16 protein-coding genes are annotated in these 15,547 nt (G+C 66.6%); 6 read left to right on the top strand and 10 right to left on the bottom strand.

The annotated features are described in order from the left end of the window. Positions 1-235: 235 nt before the first annotated feature. Both WAQ08_RS20540 and WAQ08_RS20535 read right to left on the bottom strand, forming a co-directional pair. The gene (locus WAQ08_RS20540; RefSeq protein WP_422194299.1) at positions 236-1,456 is read right to left on the bottom strand and encodes a diguanylate cyclase domain-containing protein; all 1,221 of its coding nucleotides are present in this window, start codon (positions 1,454-1,456) and stop codon (positions 236-238) included. After that, positions 1,453-2,664, bottom strand: a complete 1,212-nt coding sequence (locus WAQ08_RS20535; RefSeq protein WP_422194298.1) for a diguanylate cyclase domain-containing protein — start codon at positions 2,662-2,664, stop codon at positions 1,453-1,455. The genes WAQ08_RS20540 and WAQ08_RS20535 overlap by 4 nt, the downstream gene beginning before the upstream one ends. Before the next feature lie 120 nt (positions 2,665-2,784). On the opposite strand from WAQ08_RS20535, the gene WAQ08_RS20530 reads away from it, so the two are divergent. From WAQ08_RS20530 to WAQ08_RS20520, 3 genes are read left to right on the top strand one after another with little or no spacing between them, the layout of a single operon-like run. Then, positions 2,785-3,798, top strand: coding sequence for an amino acid ABC transporter substrate-binding protein (locus WAQ08_RS20530; RefSeq protein ID WP_422194296.1), 1,014 nt, complete (start codon positions 2,785-2,787; stop codon positions 3,796-3,798). A gap of 18 nt (positions 3,799-3,816) precedes the next feature. After that, positions 3,817-4,665 carry an ABC transporter permease subunit gene (locus WAQ08_RS20525; RefSeq protein ID WP_422194295.1) on the top strand — a complete coding sequence of 283 codons (849 nt, stop codon included), beginning with the start codon at positions 3,817-3,819 and terminating at the stop codon, positions 4,663-4,665. Next, positions 4,662-5,732, top strand: a complete 1,071-nt coding sequence (locus WAQ08_RS20520; RefSeq protein ID WP_422194293.1) for an amino acid ABC transporter permease — start codon at positions 4,662-4,664, stop codon at positions 5,730-5,732. Before WAQ08_RS20525 ends, WAQ08_RS20520 begins: the two co-directional genes overlap by 4 nt. A 138-nt stretch (positions 5,733-5,870) precedes the next feature. Here WAQ08_RS20520 and WAQ08_RS20515 read toward each other — a convergent pair whose 3' ends face one another. The 6 genes from WAQ08_RS20515 to mltG form a co-directional block, all read right to left on the bottom strand. Beyond that, positions 5,871-6,071, bottom strand: coding sequence for a hypothetical protein (locus tag WAQ08_RS20515; RefSeq protein ID WP_422194291.1), 201 nt, complete (start codon positions 6,069-6,071; stop codon positions 5,871-5,873). 143 nt (positions 6,072-6,214) lie between these two features. Beyond that, positions 6,215-7,000: a TatD family hydrolase gene (locus WAQ08_RS20510; RefSeq protein ID WP_422194312.1), complete on the bottom strand. Its 786-nt coding sequence runs from the start codon at positions 6,998-7,000 to the stop codon at positions 6,215-6,217. 77 nt (positions 7,001-7,077) lie between these two features. Next, entirely contained in the window at positions 7,078-7,524 is a 447-nt protein-coding gene (locus WAQ08_RS20505) for a PilZ domain-containing protein (protein WP_422194289.1), read from the bottom strand. Between the two features lie 53 nt (positions 7,525-7,577). After that, on the bottom strand, positions 7,578-8,627 hold the full coding sequence (locus WAQ08_RS20500) for a DNA polymerase III subunit delta' (RefSeq protein ID WP_422194287.1): 1,050 nt from the start codon (positions 8,625-8,627) through the stop codon (positions 7,578-7,580). Further along, positions 8,624-9,241, bottom strand: coding sequence for a dTMP kinase (tmk, locus tag WAQ08_RS20495; protein WP_422194285.1), 618 nt, complete (start codon positions 9,239-9,241; stop codon positions 8,624-8,626). The genes WAQ08_RS20500 and tmk overlap by 4 nt, the downstream gene beginning before the upstream one ends. A gap of 23 nt (positions 9,242-9,264) precedes the next feature. Continuing rightward, a complete protein-coding gene (mltG, locus tag WAQ08_RS20490) occupies positions 9,265-10,356 on the bottom strand; it encodes an endolytic transglycosylase MltG (RefSeq protein ID WP_422194283.1) in 1,092 nt (363 codons plus the stop codon). A 9-nt stretch (positions 10,357-10,365) separates the two neighbouring features. On the opposite strand from mltG, the gene WAQ08_RS20485 reads away from it, so the two are divergent. From WAQ08_RS20485 to WAQ08_RS20475, 3 genes are all read left to right on the top strand, one after another. Then, entirely contained in the window at positions 10,366-11,319 is a 954-nt protein-coding gene (locus WAQ08_RS20485; protein WP_422194281.1) for a YgfZ/GcvT domain-containing protein, read from the top strand. Between the two features lie 111 nt (positions 11,320-11,430). After that, entirely contained in the window at positions 11,431-11,781 is a 351-nt protein-coding gene (locus tag WAQ08_RS20480; RefSeq protein WP_422194279.1) for a DUF4936 family protein, read from the top strand. 3 nt (positions 11,782-11,784) lie between these two features. Further along, a complete protein-coding gene (locus WAQ08_RS20475; RefSeq protein ID WP_422194278.1) occupies positions 11,785-12,771 on the top strand; it encodes an NRDE family protein in 987 nt (328 codons plus the stop codon). 2 nt (positions 12,772-12,773) lie between these two features. On the opposite strand, the gene WAQ08_RS20470 is transcribed toward WAQ08_RS20475, so the two are convergent. Then, positions 12,774-13,646: a YbgC/FadM family acyl-CoA thioesterase gene (locus WAQ08_RS20470; RefSeq protein ID WP_422194276.1), complete on the bottom strand. Its 873-nt coding sequence runs from the start codon at positions 13,644-13,646 to the stop codon at positions 12,774-12,776. Between the two features lie 126 nt (positions 13,647-13,772). Next, a complete protein-coding gene (locus WAQ08_RS20465; protein ID WP_422194274.1) occupies positions 13,773-15,524 on the bottom strand; it encodes an AMP-binding protein in 1,752 nt (583 codons plus the stop codon). Positions 15,525-15,547 lie beyond the last annotated feature (23 nt).

Below are 15,547 nucleotides of genomic sequence, written 5' to 3'. Positions count from 1 at the left end.
CGTTCGGCAATCGAGTTGTTGGGCTCGCCATCGGCGCTGCGCAGAACAAGGCGAGCCCTGGCACTCAATGCCGCTGGCAGTGAGCGGCTGCGGGCAAAGGATTGAAGCTGCGAACGATCCTCGGCTGCCAGCAACAATTCAGTCTTCGGTCTGCCTGTTCTCATCACGGTATCTCCGTTGTCAGGGTACCGCGAAGGCGTGCATGATTAATGCCAATTATTTGCAGGACAGGACATTAGCTGGCGAGCATCTCGGGGCGGTGCAGCGTGCTCACGCGGTTGCGCCCTCCCCGCTTGGCCTCGTACAGCGCGGCGTCTGCCCGGGCCAGCAGTTCGGCCCAGTCTCCACCGTTGATGGGCACGGCCGAGGCCACGCCCAGGCTCGCGGTGACAGTGGCCGCGGTGGCCGATCGCTCGTGCCGCAAGCCCGCTGCCTGGATGGCCTGACGGGCCCGCGCGGCCACATCCTGCGCTTCGGCCAGGGCGCAGCTTGGCAACACCACGGCGAACTCTTCGCCTCCCCACCGTGCCACCAGCCCCTGGTGGGTGCTGACGGCAGCTTGCAGCGTCTGCGCCACTGTGCGCAGGCATTGGTCGCCAGCGGGGTGACCGTAGAAATCGTTGTAGGCCTTGAAGTGGTCCACATCCACCAGCAGCAGTGACAAGGGCGCGCCTTGCGCCACGGCGTTCGCCCAGGCTTCCTGCATGGCCAGGTCGAAGGCGCGGCGGTTGGCCACACCGGTCAGCGGATCGCAGCGTGAGGCCTTTTCAAGCTCGATGCGGGAACGGTCCAGCTGTGCCAGCAGCACCTGGCCCCGCTGGTGCCGCAGGAACTGCTGACGCTCTTCGTACTCCAGCCGGTAGTTGATGATCAGGGTATACATCGCCACGGAGGAGACGAACAGCAGCATCGGAATCACAGGGGCATTGGCTTCGCGCGGCCCTGTCGCCATGCAGGCCCAGTGGATCAGCAGGACGATGCCGGCGAAAACCGCCGCATGGCGAAACCGCAAACGCTGTACCACGGTGCCATACATGATGACCGGCACGAACCCACCGTGATAGTGGACAGACCAATGGCTGTCACGCATGGCCGGGCTGCTCAGCACGACGGCCACGCTCAGGGCCGCAAGCACACCGGTCATGACCACCATGCCTTCGGCAAAGCCCGATGGCAGGGCCAGCACCACCGGACGGTACCGCCAGGCCACCAGCATGGTGGCGATTCCGAAAGAGGTGAAGATCATCAGGCGCACCAGCACGCCCAGTGCGAACACGTCAGGGCTGACCAGCCAGTCCACCACCAGGAAACCGTTGAAGATCAGCAAGGACACCCAACCGCTGATCAGGAAGTACCGCAACCGCGAGGCTTGGGAGGCTTTGTCGAAATGGTGCTCATCCTGCGCTGACTCAAAGCGCAGCCTGGGCAGGCTGCGGCTCATGCTGGCCGGGATCATGCGCGGGCCTTGATGCTGGTGGGGGGCTGCCCCTGGCTGACCTGGGCGCGGTCTCGCCCGTTGACCTTGGCCAGGTACAGCGCGGCATCGGCCTGTTCGATCAGGTTCTCGGGCGTGTGGCTGATGGCTGGCGTCAGTGCCGCCACGCCGATGCTCACCGTGAGCACCGTATTGCTGGGCGATGCGCCATGCGGGATCGCACGGGCACGCACGGCCTCCACCATGCGCTGGGCCGTCACCGTGGCGGATTCCAGTGAGGTGTTGCTCATCACCACGGCAAACTCTTCGCCCCCCCAGCGCGCCAGCAGATCACCTGATTTGCGCACGCAGGCGCCCAGGGTCTCGGCCACGTCGTGCAGGCAGCGGTCTCCGGCCGGATGGCCTTTCAGATCGTTGTAGCGCTTGAAGTGGTCGATGTCGATCAGCAGCAGGGCCATGGAGGTGCTCTGTGCCTGTGAATGGGCCCACACCTGGCCCATGAAATCATCGAAGTGGCGCCGGTTGGGCAGGCCCGTGAGCGGATCCGTGCGGACCGAGCGCGCCAGGGTGTCGTTGGTCTGCGCCAGTTCGGCCTGCAGGGCACCCTCGCGCTGGTCGAGCAAGTAGACCTTGCGGTCGGAGTGCTCCAGCGCGTAGTTGCCATACAGCGTGAAGACCATGGTGGACAGCAGTAGTAAGGTCGTCGCCATGCCCAGGCTGCTGAGCAGTTCGCCCTTGATGAGCACGGCAGCCATGTGGCCGGCGGCGATCAGCACGCACATCACCAGCATGGGCCAGAAGCGGCCGATCATGGTCGCGTAGATCACTACCATGTTGAGGATCACGAGGTGGGCCAGGGCCTGGGGTGAATGGCTGCTCAGGCTGAGCACGATCGAGATGGCAGCGGCCAGCAGGCCCGCGCCCGTTGCCCCCCACTCTCGCAGGCGTGGCCAGTCGAAGCGGCTCAACAGCCACAGCCCCGCCAGGCAGGTGGGCGCGTACACGCCCACGCGCAGGGCCAGCGCCAGCGATATCTGATCCGGGATCATGAACAGATCGGCGGCCAGCACGCCGGCGAAAAATACGACCGATGCGATCCCGGAAATCTGGATGAGCAGCAGCCGCTGGGAGGCGCTGTCCTGGATGAACCGCGCTTCGATGGGCGCAGGAAATCTGAGCCCGGCAAAGCCGTGGTTCAATGTTTCCGTTACCAAAGTCGACCTGTCCATCATGCTGTCATCCCGTCGGAGGACAACATAGCAGGCATCGCTTATGCTGCGGCCTGTGTCTTACTGCACGGTTTCCCTATAGTCATGACAGTTTGTCCGGTTTGCGCAAGTCCTTCACGGATGTGGGTGCGCGGGGCACTGGTGCTCACCCTGATGTTGCTGTCAGGGCTGGCCCAGGCCGGTAAGGTCCTCGACGGCATCAAGCAACGTGGTGAGCTGCGCTGTGGCGTGAGCACCGGGGTGATGGGTTTTTCCGCCCCGGAGGCCGGCAACCGCTGGAAGGGCCTGGACGTGGATGTCTGCAAGGCGCTGGCCGCCGCGGTGCTGGGCAAGCCCGAGAAGGTGAACTACACCCCGCTGAACTCGCAGCAACGTTTTGCGGCGCTGCAGTCGGGGCAGGTCGATCTGCTGTCGCGCAACACCTCGTGGACGCTCACACGCGATGCCTCGCTGGGCTTTCATTTCGTGGCCGTGACCTACTTCGACGGGCAGGGCTTTCTGATCCCGAAGAAGTTCAAGGTGACCAGCGCCAAGCAACTCAAGGGCGCGCAGGTGTGCGTGCAGGCGGGCACCACCACGGAAAAGAACGTATCCGACTACTCCCGCCGCCACCAGCTCAACCTCAAGCCCGTGGTCTACGAGACCTTCGAGGCCGCGTTCAAGGCCTTCTTCTCGGGCCGCTGCCAGGTCTACAGCACCGATGTGTCGGGGCTGGCCGTGGTGCGCAACAAGGAAGCCCCCAAGCCCGATGACTACCTGATCCTGCCCGAGCTGATCTCCAAGGAGCCGCTGGGCCCCATGATCAAGCGCGGCGACGACGAATGGCTGGCCATCGTGCGCTGGACCATCTACGCCCTGCTCGAAGCGGAGGAACTGGGCCTGACCCAGGCCAACATCGACAAGCGCAAGGCCGAGTCCGACCCTGCCATCCAGCGCTTCGTGGGCCGGGGTGAAGACATGGGCAAACTGCTGGGCTTGGACAAGGAGTGGGCGCTGCGTGCCGTGAAGGCCGTGGGCAACTACGGCGAGATCTTCGAGCGCAATGTGGGCCAAGGCTCGTCACTCAAGCTGCAACGTGGGCTCAACCGCCTGTGGAACCAGGGGGGGCTGATGTACCCGCCGCCCTTGCGCTGACAGGCATCAGCCCCGCGGATGTTTGAATTTCTAGGCCAGCCCACGGGCTTTGACATCGGTGAGACCGGCCCCTGGCTGTTCAGCGCGGAGCAGCCGCTGTGGCAGGCCTTCGGCGTCGGGCTCAGCAACACTTTGCGCGTCAGCATCCCGGCGATCGTGCTGGCCTTGACGCTGGGCACATTGCTGGGGCTGGGGCGCCTGTCGGCCCTGCCCTTGCCACGGCGCCTGTCCACCTTCGTGGTCAACAGCGTGCGCAACGTGCCTTTGCTGGTGCAGTTGCTGATGTGGTACTTCCTGATGGTGGAATGGCTGCCAGAGCCGATGGAGGCCGTGCAGTTGCTGCCCGGCGTAATGCTGAGCAAGGGCGGGCTGGCCTTTCCCTGGTGGGACCCTGTGCAGGGCGGCTGGAGCCTGCCCGTGCAAGGCACTTTCAATGTGGATGGCGGTGCGGCCGTGACGCCCGAGTTCCTGGCGGTGCTGCTGGCTTTGGGCCTGTACACGGCAGCCTTCATCGCCGAGGTGGTGCGCGCCGGGGTGCTGTCCGTGCCCCGCAGCCTGCTGGAGGCGGCCGAAACACTGGGCGCCACGCCCGCGCAGGTGCGCTGGAAGGTGCTGATGCCGCAGGCCTTGCGCGCCATCCGCCCACCGCTGACCAACCAGTTGCTCAATCTGGTCAAGAACTCGCCGCTGGCGGTGGCCGTGGGCTACCCCGATCTGGTGTCGGTGGGCAATACGGCGCTGAACCAGACGGGCCGCGTCTTCGAATGCATCACGCTGATGCTGTGCATCTATCTGCTGCTGTCGTGGACGGTGGCGCTGACCATGCATTGGGTTGATCGCCGCACCGGCGCCGGAGGCACGGCATGAGCGCGGCCTGGCTGGGTGATCCCAGGCGCAAGGCCAAGGCCTGGCTGTGGCAGGCCCCGGTGCTGTTGCTGCTGGGCTGGGTACTCTGGCGCGTGGTGGATTGGGGGCTGCTGCAGGCCGTCTTCCGGCCCGATCTGGACGCTTGCAAGGCCCTGGGGCACCAGGGCGCCTGCTGGGGTGTCGTGGCCGAAAAGTGGCGATGGTGGCTGTTCGGCCGCTACCCCTTCGAGCACCATGGGCGTGCCACGCTCGCCCTGGCCTGCTGGGCCGTGTCATTGACGGCCTTGATCGTGCCGGCTTGGCGGGGGCAATTGGGAACACCCCGCGCCCGATGGGCCATGGGTGCGGCACTGCTGTCCTGGCTGGTCGGCTTGGCGGCTTTGGCCGGTGGCTGGGGTGGCCTGCCAGCGGTGGATTCGCGCCTGTGGGGCGGGCTGCCGCTCACCGTGCTGCTCACGGTCACCAGCCTGGCCCTGAGCCTGCCGCTGGCCGTGTTGCTGGCCTGGGCACGCTTGTCTCGCCGGGCCTGGCTGTCATGGCCTGCGGCGGCCTTCATCGAGGTGGTGCGGGGCGGGCCACTGGTCATGTGGCTGTTCATGGCAGCCTTTGTCCTGCCCGCCTTGCTGCCGGCCTCGTGGGGCGTGGGGCCGGTCGGGCGCGTGCTGATCGTGACGGTGCTGTTTTCCGCTGCCTATGCGGCCGAGACCCTGCGCGGCAGCCTGCGCGTGGTTGCCGGTGAGCAGTCCGAGGCGGCTCGCATGCTGGGCGCCGGTTGGTGGACATCGCAGAAACGGGTGATCCTGCCGCAGGCCTTTCGCACCGCCCTGCCCTCGCTGGTCAACCACAGCATTGGTGTACTGAAGGACACCTCGCTGGTGATGATCGTGAGCCTGCAGGAACTCACGGGCGCGATGTCCATGAGCCTCAACGGCGATGCCGATTGGCGGCCCTTCTTCCTGGAGGCTTACCTGGTGATCGCCCTGGCCTATGTGCTGATGTGCCAGGGCGTGGCCACGCTGGGACGCCGGCTGGAGCAGCAATACCCGGCGCTCGGTTCGCGGCACTGAGCCAAGCCAAAGCGCTTTGCGCATAAAAAAAGCCCGTCCATAAGGGCGGGCTGCGAACCAACACACACTTTTGCCGCAATCATCGCGGCCTGGAGCGTCGCCAGAGCGCCGTCGGTGACGGCCCTCTCGTGCAGGGCTTCAGGCCAGGGAAACTTCAGCGTCGCTGTCGACTTCCAGGTCGGCATCATTGCCCACCATGGGGATCAGCGGTTTGTCCAGAGGACGGCACACACGGCTTTGCAGACGGTTCAGGCGCTCCGAACGCGACATGGCGTCAAACACAGCCTGGGGATCCATCATCAGTGCAAACGGGTTTGCGTAGATGCCTTGGTTCTGCATGGTGCCTCCAGTGAAAAGACGTGAGCCGATGTGATGAGTCACACTGTAGGCATTGCACGTGGCCTCAACCAGTCACCGCAACGCCATACCTTCTGTCAGAAATTTTCTGACACGGCTCCCCCGGGGCCTCGGAGGCAAACCCTTTACTGCACCGCAGTGCGCGAGAACAAAGTCTCGAAATTGCGGCTGGTGGCGTGGGCCACGTCCTCCAGCGAGGCGCTCTTCAGATCCGCCAGTTGTTGCGCCACGTAGGGCACGTAGGCGGGGGTGTTGGTCTTGCCACGGTAGGGCACGGGGGCCAGGTAGGGGCTGTCGGTTTCGATCAGGCAGCGGTCCAGTGGCACGAACCTGGCCACCTCGCGCAGGTCGGCGGCGTTCTTGAAGGTCAGGATGCCCGAGAAGGAAATGTAGAAGCCCAGATCGAGCGCAGCCCGGGCCACCTGCTGCGATTCGGTGAAGCAATGGAACACGCCGCCCGCCTTGCCCTGCCCTTCTTCGCGCAGGATGGCCAGGGTGTCGTCGCTGGCCTGGCGTGTGTGGATCACCAGGGGCAGTTCGGTCTGCAGCGCCGCGCGGATGTGCACGCGAAAGCGCTCGCGCTGCCATTCCATGTCGGCCAGGGTGCGATCGCCCAGGCGGTAGTAGTCCAGGCCCGTCTCGCCGATGCCGACGATGCGGGGCAAGGCGGCGCGCTGCAGCAGGTCGTCCAGGGAGGGCTCCTGCACGCCTTCGTTGTCTGGGTGCACGCCCACCGTGGCCCACAGGTTGCCGTGTGTCACGGCCAGCTTGTGCACCTGCGGGAAATCCTCCAGCGTGGTGCTGATGCACAGGGCGCGGTCGACCAGGGCCTGCGCCATGTCCGACAGCACCGCGTCCACCTTGTCGGCGTAGTCAGGAAAATTGAGGTGGCAGTGCGAATCGACGAACATGGCGGGGACCGATGACAACGTGGGGCAATGAAAAGGCGGCCTCAAGGGCCGCCCAGCATTGTGCGCCGAAAGCGCGCTCAGAGCGTCTGCGTGGGTTTGGACGACGACAACGCCGTGCCCAGGACCTGCTCGATCTTGACGCGCAGCAGGCGTGTCTTCTCGTCGTTGGGGAACTTCACGCCCACGCCCTGGGTGCGACCGCCCGAGGCGTTCGAGGGCGTGATCCAGGCGATCTTGCCGGCCACGGGGTAGCGCTGGGCATCATCAGGCAGGGACAGCAGCAGGTAGATGTCATCGCCCAGGCCGTACTCGCGGGTGGTGGGCACGAACAGGCCGCCATCCACGAACGAGGGGATGTAGGCAGCGTACAGGGCACCCTTCTCGCGGAACACGAGCTGGATGACGCTCGGCCGGTTCGGAGAGGTGGCCGCAGCCGCCGTACCAGCGCCACCCACCACGGGCAGGCGACCCGGGCCGGTACCGGCGAAGGTTGACGGAGCAGTTGTGGACTGGTAATCGGTCATCGTCGCCCAGTGTAGCGGCCCCTGCAGGGGGGCGGGCGTGATTTCGAGCACGTTTACCCGCGAGCGCGGGGGGCATCCGGCTGCACGGCGCTGCGTGCCTGGAACAGCAAGGATTCGACCTTGAGCCCGGCGTTCCAGGGGTGGTCGGCATGCCGACGGGCCTGGCGCAACTCGGCGGCCCAGGCGGTCACGCGCGGCAGGTGCGCATCCGCAGGAATGGCCTGGGCGGGGAAGAACCTGGGCGGGCCGCCAGCGCCGACCCGTGCCAGGTCGTGGCAGAGCTTCTGCAAGGCATCGATCAGGAGGGGCAAGGGCCAGCCAGCCCAGGCGCCGGCCACGCCCTGGGCCACATCCTTGGGCAGGCGTTGCCAGGCGGCGGCCGTCCAGCCCAGCGCCAGCAGTTCGGCCGCGCCCTGCGGGCTGCCGCCGGCAGCGGCCAGCACCATGCCGGCATCAGCACCCGACAGGCCCTGATGGGATGTGCACAACCAATCGAGCACTGCGGCTGCCTCGGGCAGCGGCAGATGCCAGGCCTGGCAGCGGCTGCGCACCGTGGGCAGGATATCGTCGATCGAGCCACAGCTGAGCAGGAAGCGCACACGGCCGGGCGGCTCTTCCAGCGTCTTGAGCAGGGTGTTGGCCGAGACCGTGTTCATGCGCTCGGCGGGGTGGATCAGCACCACCTTGGCCCGGTCGCGCGACACGGTGGATTGGCAGAAGGCCACGGCCTCGCGCACGGCATCGACCTTGATCTCCTGACTGGGCTTGCGCTTCTTGGCCTCGCCCTTGTCGGCATCGCCGTCGTCGGCGCCGAAATCCCAGCCCAGACTGCCGCGCAGGGCTTCGGGCACCAGCACCTTCAGATCGGGGTGGTAGCCGGTATCGACCAGGTGGCAGGCCGGGCAACGGCCGCAAGCGGGCACGGCACCACTGGCCGCCACGCTTTCAGGCGATTCGCACAGCCAGGCCTTGGCCAGGGCCAGGGCCAGTTCGAGCTGACCGCAGCCCGGGTGGCCGTGGATCAAACCGGCCGGCGACGTCAAACGGCCCAGGGCCTCCCGCAGAACGCCGTCCTGCCAGGGCAACAAACGCAGCAGGCTCACCACCACCCCCGCTCGGTCAGCACGGCCTGCACCTGTCCAGCCACTGCTTCGGGTGTCTGGCCGGCATCAATGACGGCATAGCGTGCGGGGTTGGCGTCGATGCGCTGGCGGTAGCCCGCGCGCACCTTCTGGAAGAAGGTGGTGTCCTCGGCCTCAAAACGGTCCGGGCTGCGAGCAGCGCTCAGGCGCTGGGCGGCCACGGCGGGATCGACGTCGAACACCAGGGTCAGGTCCGGCTGGCGGCCTTGCTGCACCCAGGCTTCCAGCGTGCTCAACGGGGCCAGATCGAAACCACGACCAGCGCCCTGGTAGGCAAAGGTGGCATCGGTGAAGCGATCGCACAGCACCCAGGCGCCACGGGCCAGGGCCGGCTCGATCACCGTGGTCAGGTGGTCACGGCGGGCCGCGAACACCAGCAGGGATTCAGTGAGTGCGTCCATCGGGCGGTGCAGCACCAGCTCGCGCAGGGATTCCGCCAGCGGCGTGCCGCCGGGTTCGCGCGTGCGCACCACATCGCGGCCAGCCTCACGCCAGCGGCGTTCCAACTCGTTGAGGTGGCTGGTCTTGCCGGCCCCGTCGATGCCTTCGAAGGAAATGAATCGGCCGGCTGGCAAGGAAGTGCTTCCCGAGGATGGGCTCATGGACGTTTGCGCTGGTAGCGGTTGACAGCCCGATTATGTTCGGCCAGCGTCTCGCTGAAGACGCTTCGCCCGTCACCGCTGGCGACAAAATACAGGGCACGCGTGGCATCGGGGCGTACCGCGGCCAGCAAGGCGGCCCGTCCGGGCATGGCGATCGGCGTGGGCGGCAGCCCGCCGCGCTGGTAGGTGTTGAAGGGGCCGTCGGTCTGCAGGTGGATCTTGCGCAGGTTGCCGTCGAAGGCATCGCCCAGGCCATAGATCACGGTGGGGTCGGTCTGCAGCGGCATGCCGATGCGCAGGCGATTGTTGAACACGCCCGAGACCAGGCCGCGGTCTTCGCCATGGCCGGTTTCTTTCTCGACGATGGACGCCAGGATCAACGCATCCTGAGGCGTCTTAAGCGGGCTGGCGGCCGCGCGCTGTGCCCAGGCCTCGGTCAGGTGTCGCCCCATGGCCCGGTGCGCCCGCCGCATCACGGCCAGGTCGGTGCTGCCCTTGGCATAGGCGTAGGTGTCCGGGAAGAACTGCCCTTCGGCGGGCAGGCTGGGCGATCCCAGCGCGGTCATGATCTGGTCATCGGTCCAGCCGCGGGTTCCGGGCTGCAGCCCGTCGGCCTGGGCCAGTTCCTGGCGCCAGCGCTTGAAAGTCCAGCCTTCGATCAGCTTCACGGTGGACAGCGACTCATCGCCCTGCACCATCATCGACAGCAGGCGATCGGGCGTGATGCCTTGCGACACCTCGTAGCTGCCAGCACGGATCTGGCGCGCCTGCCCCGACCAGCGGAACCACTGGTAGAGCAGCCACGGCGAGGTCTGCGCCCCGGCCTCGACCCAGCCCTGGGCCACGCCTCGGGGCGTCACGCCCTGCTCCACCGACCATTCCACGGTGGGCGCGGCCAGGGGGATGGGTTGGTGCGACCACCACCACAGCCCGCCGAACGCACCGCCCGCGGCCAGGCCGGCCAGCAGCACCAGGGACAGCAGCAACCGCACGAAGATGCCGCCTCGCTGGCGACGCCCTCCGGTGGGCGGGAAAGAAGCTTGGGGCGCAAAGGCCCGAAAGTCATGGAAGTTCACGGCGGTGATCATAATCACCCCATGGACAAGATCACCCTGCCCGACGCGCCGACCTGGTCCGGCGTGGTCAACCTGCCCCACCTGACCTGCCTGCACGCCAATGGACCGGAGGCCGCCAGCTTCCTGCATGGCCAACTCAGCCAGGACATCGAGAACCTAGGCGATGCCGAGGCACGCCTGGCCGCCTATTGCTCGCCCAAGGGCCGCATGCTGGGCGATGCCCTGGTGCTGCGCCCTCACCCCGAACAGATCCTGCTCGTGCTGGGCGCTGACGTGGCCCCGGCGGTGCTCAAGCGCCTGTCGATGTTCGTGCTGCGGGCCAAGGCCAAGCTCAGTTCGGCCGCCCATGAGCTGACGCTGATGGGGCTGCTGGGCGAACATGCCGAACAGGCCCTGGCTGGTGCCGCACCGCAGGCTGGTGCCGTGGTGCCGCATGGCGCCGCCTGGGTGGTTCGCCTGCCCAGCGTGAAGAGCCTGGCCCGTGCGCTGTGGATCGGCCCGGCCGCACAGGCGCCCACCGCCAGCCATGGCGATGAGGTGCCGCCGCAGGCCTGGCGCTGGCTGGAAATCGCCAGTGGCGTGCCGCGCATCGAGCAGGCCACGGTCGACCAGTTCGTGCCCCAGATGGTGAACTACGAGCTGGTCGGCGGCGTGAACTTCAAGAAGGGCTGCTACCCCGGCCAGGAGATCGTGGCGCGCAGCCAGTACCGAGGCACCCTCAAGCGCCGGCTGTACCTGCTGCACACGGCCACCCAGGCCCAACCGGGCCAGGAGATCTTCTCTGCCGATGACCCGGGCCAGCCTGCCGGGCTGGTGGTCAATACGGCCGAGGTGCCGGGCAGCGCGGGTGCCAGCTCGCTGCTGGCCGAGCTCAAGATCCAGTACGCCCAGAGCCCGCTGGCCCTGGGGGCGGCCGATGGCCCTGCCCTGCAGCTGGGCGAGCTGCCCTACGAGGTGCTGGCGCAGGACGCCTGATGTGCGTCCTTCAGAGGTGCCCGACTGTTTTCGCGCACTCTGCCACGTGATGCAGCGCCGCCGCAACACGCGCGGGCGGCATCCCATCGATCCTGACGCAAGATGCCGTCCATGAGCGCTTTGTACATCTACTACCGCGTGCAGCCCGGCCGCGAGCAGGTGCTGGCCGAGGCCATCCGTGCCATGCAGGCCCGCCTGCGAGGAGGCATGCCCGGCCTGGCCGCCTCGCTGCTGCAACGCGTCGAGCTGGACAGTGGCCTGCCGACACGCTCGCCCCAGCCCACGTGGATGGAGGCCTACCATTTCAACGGCCACGCCGATCAGCGTGCCTGGGCATCTTTCCACGGCGCGCTGGCGCGTGAACTGCGCACACTGCCCGAAGGCATCGACGGCGATCGGCATGCCGAGGCGTTCAGCCCCCTGCCGGCAGCCCCTGCCGCGACATCGTCCCGCAAGGAGTGACCCATGTGTCTGGCCAGCCTCGCCCTGGACCTCAGCAGCCGCTTCCCTTTCGTCCTGGCCGGTAACCGGGATGAGTTCATGGCCCGCCCCACCGCCCGACTGGGCTGGTGGGAGGATTCGACCGGCCAGGCCATCCTCGGCGGGCGTGACCTGCAGGCTGGCGGCACCTGGATGGGCCTGACCGCCCAGGGGCGCCTGGCCGTGGTCACCAACTACCGCAACCCTCGCAAGGAAGACCGCGAAGCGCCTTCCCGCGGTGAGATCGTGCCCCTGTGGCTGCGCGGCCAGCACACGATGGAGCGCCTGTGGCCCCAACTGGCCATGAGCGGCTACAACGGCTTCAACCTGATGGCGCTGGATTTCGCGCAGGGCGAGGCCTTCTGGGTGTCCAACACCGCCCGCTACCCCCAGCGCCTTGAAAAGGGTGTCTACGGCCTGTCCAACGGGCATTTGAACTCGCACTGGCCCAAGGTGAACCAGCTCAAGGCCCGCACCAAGGCCGCTTTGGCCGATGCCGATTCGGTGGACGAACTGGCCAACCTGCTGTTCGAGGCCCTGGCCGATCCCACCGTGGCGCCTGACGATGAACTGCCGCAGACCGGCGTGTCCATCGAATGGGAGCGCATCCTGTCGCCCGCCTTCATCCGCACGCCGGATGGCAGCTACAGCACGCGATGCTCGACGCTGGTGATCACCGAGCGCGTCAACAAACGCCTGGTGACGCACGTGTTCGAGCGCACCTACAGCGTGGGTGCCAAGATGGCGCTGCTGCGCCGCGTCACGCTCAAGAACTGGCCGCCGCGCCACACCATGCAGGCCGAGCAACTGGCCAAGCTGGAGCAGACGTTGACCCCGGCCACGCTGCGCCAGGACGATCGCTTCGAAAGCAGCGACGTGCAGGAAGAAGACAACCACGCCCTGGCCGAGCCCGTGCGCAAGACCCGCGCGCGCAGCCTGATCAAGAGCAGCCGCAGCCGCCGCCCCGACTGAGTTCAGCGGCGCAGATCCTGCCGCATGAGGATGTGGGGGATGTCGACCTCGTCGAAGGCTGCGCCTTCCGCGGTGAAACCCAGCGATTCGTAGAAGCGCCGCGCCGCCGTCTGTGCGTGCAGGGTCACGGTGCGCACATCTTGCGCGCGGGCGGCATCCACCAGCGCCTGCAGGATCTGCCGCCCCAGGCCTGAGCCGCGCATGGAGCGCAGCACCGCCATGCGGCCGATGCGCGCCTGCCCCGCTGGCTGGCCCATGGTGATCAGCCTTCCCGTGGCCAGGGCCAGGGCCGCGCCATTGAGCACCACGGCATGCAGGGCCTGGGCATCATCCGCATCCCACTCCTCATGGGCCGGGATGTTCTGTTCGCCGATGAAAACCACCTCACGCACGGCCTTCGCCGCGGTGCCCAGTTCATCCCAGCGGCCCAGGCGCAGTTGCGTCACCGGTCGGCCTTCGGCCTGCGCCTGGATCTGCGAACGCACGCTGGCCGGCACGGGATCAGGCCGGCGCGTGGCCAGCGAGGTGTGCACGTAGATGACCTCACCCGTGACCAGCAGCCGGTGATCCGACCACACCGCCCAGGCCAGCTTCATCGACGAGTTGCCGATGTGATCGCAGCGCACGCCGATGTCCAGCAGGTCATCGAGCACGGCAGGGGCGTGGTAGGCCAGCGTGTGCTGGCGGGCGTACATGTCGCCGCCATGGTGGCTCATGCCTTCCGGGTATGGCAGGCCGGCAGCGCGCCAGTACTCGGACATCGCCACATCCAGGTAGCTCAGGTAGTGTCCGTTGAAGACCACCTTCTGGGCGTCGACCTCTTGCCAACGCACGCGCAGCCGGTGGATGAAAGGGAAATCTTCTCGTTGGGCCATGGCCTGATTGTGTGGCCAAACCCAATGAATAAACCCGCCAGCCGGTGAAGGCATGGCGGGTTGCATCTGGCTTGAACTGGCTCAACCGGACAAGGGCTTGCAGGCCCCTGCTCTGTCAGCCCGGCATCACTTGCCGTCGCGCAGTTCGCGGCGCAGGATCTTGCCCACGGGCGATTTCGGCAGCTCGGTGCTGCGGAACTCGACGATGCGGGGGATCTTGTAGCCGGTCAGGTTCTTGCGGCAGTGCTCGATCACGCTTTCCTTGGTCAGGCTGGCGTTGCGCGGCACGATGATGACCTTCACGCGCTCGCCGGCCACGGAATCGGGCACGCCGATGGCGGCCACTTCCTTGACGTCCGGGTGCATGGCAACCACGTCTTCGATCTCGTTCGGGTACACGTTGAAGCCCGAGACCAGGATCATGTCCTTCTTGCGGTCCACGATCTTCAGGAAGCCCTTCTCGTCCATCACGGCGATGTCGCCGGTGGCCAACCAGCCGTCTTGGTCGATGACCTCGGCCGTGGCTTCGGGGCGGTTCCAGTAGCCCTTCATCACCTGTGGGCCGCGCACGCACAGCTCGCCCGGCTCACCGATGTTGGCCCAGGTGCCGTCGTCACGGCGGCAGCGCACTTCGGTCGATGGCACGGGCACGCCGATGGAGCCGGTGAAGGTCGGCGCCTCCACGGACAGGTCCACGGGGGCTTGCGACACGATGGGCGAGCATTCCGTCAGGCCATAGCCTTCGACGATGGAGGTGTTCGTGACCTGCTTCCAGCGCTCGGCCACGCCGCGCTGAAGCGCCATGCCGCCCGCGATCGACAGCTTGAGCTTGGAGAAATCCAGCTTGGCAAAGGCCGGGTCATCGAGGAAGGACGCGAACAGCGTGTTCACGCCGGTGATGCCGGAGAACTTCTCGTTCTTCAGGATCATCATCACGCGCTTGGTGTCACGCGGGTTGGCCACCAGGATGTTGCGGCCACCCAGGGCCATGAAGATCAGGCCGTTCACCGTCAGCGAGAAGATGTGGTACATCGGGATGAGCGTGACCACGGTCTCGGTCTCACCCGTCAGTTGGCCTTCGGCGAAGGCCAATGCCTGCTGGCAGTTCGCCAGGATGTTACGGTGCGTGAGCATGGCGCCCTTGGCCACGCCGGTGGTGCCGCCGGTGTACTGCAGGAAGGCCAGGTCATCCGGCACCACCTTCACGGGCTTGACCTGCACCTGGGCCCCCGTCTTGAGCGCATCGCGGTACCAGGTGGCGCCGGGCAGGCTGTAGGCCGGCACCATCTTCTGCACATTGCGCAACACGAAGTTCAGGGCCCAGCCCTTGGGGTTGAACCAGCCTTCGGCCAGCAGGTCACCGATCTGCGTGAGCACCACGTGCTTGAGCTTGGTGCCCTTCTGGGCTTCTTCCAGCGTCTTGGCGAAGGTCTCCATCACGATGATGACTTCGGCGCCGGAATCGTTCAGCGTGTGGTTCAGTTCACGCGCCGTGTACAGCGGGTTCACGTTCACCACCACGGCGCCCAGGCGCAGCACGGCGAACAGCGTGACCGGGTACTGCAGCGTGTTGGGCAGCATGATGGCGACGCGATCGCCCTTCTTCACGCCGATGCTCTGCAGGTAGCCAGTGAAGGCCTTCACGCGGCGGTCGAACAGGTCGTTCGACATCTCCGTGCCGATGCTGACGAAGCCCGGACGGTCGCGGAACTTGTCGATGCACTCGTCGAAGTAATCGTTGAGCGATTGGTACTTGTCCAGATCGATGTCGTGGACCACGCCCTTGACGTAGGACGAGAGCCAGATCCGGTTGGTGGTGCCGTCCGGGTTGACGATCGATTGGGGCGTGGGCTCAACGGCCGCGGCTGCTTGGCTCATCTGTGTCTCCTCGGGTACCTGCA

The organism is Aquabacterium sp. (genome assembly GCF_049274795.1).
GTDB lineage: Bacteria > Pseudomonadota > Gammaproteobacteria > Burkholderiales > Burkholderiaceae_C > Aquabacterium.
This window is presented reverse-complemented; position numbering and strand designations above follow the sequence as displayed.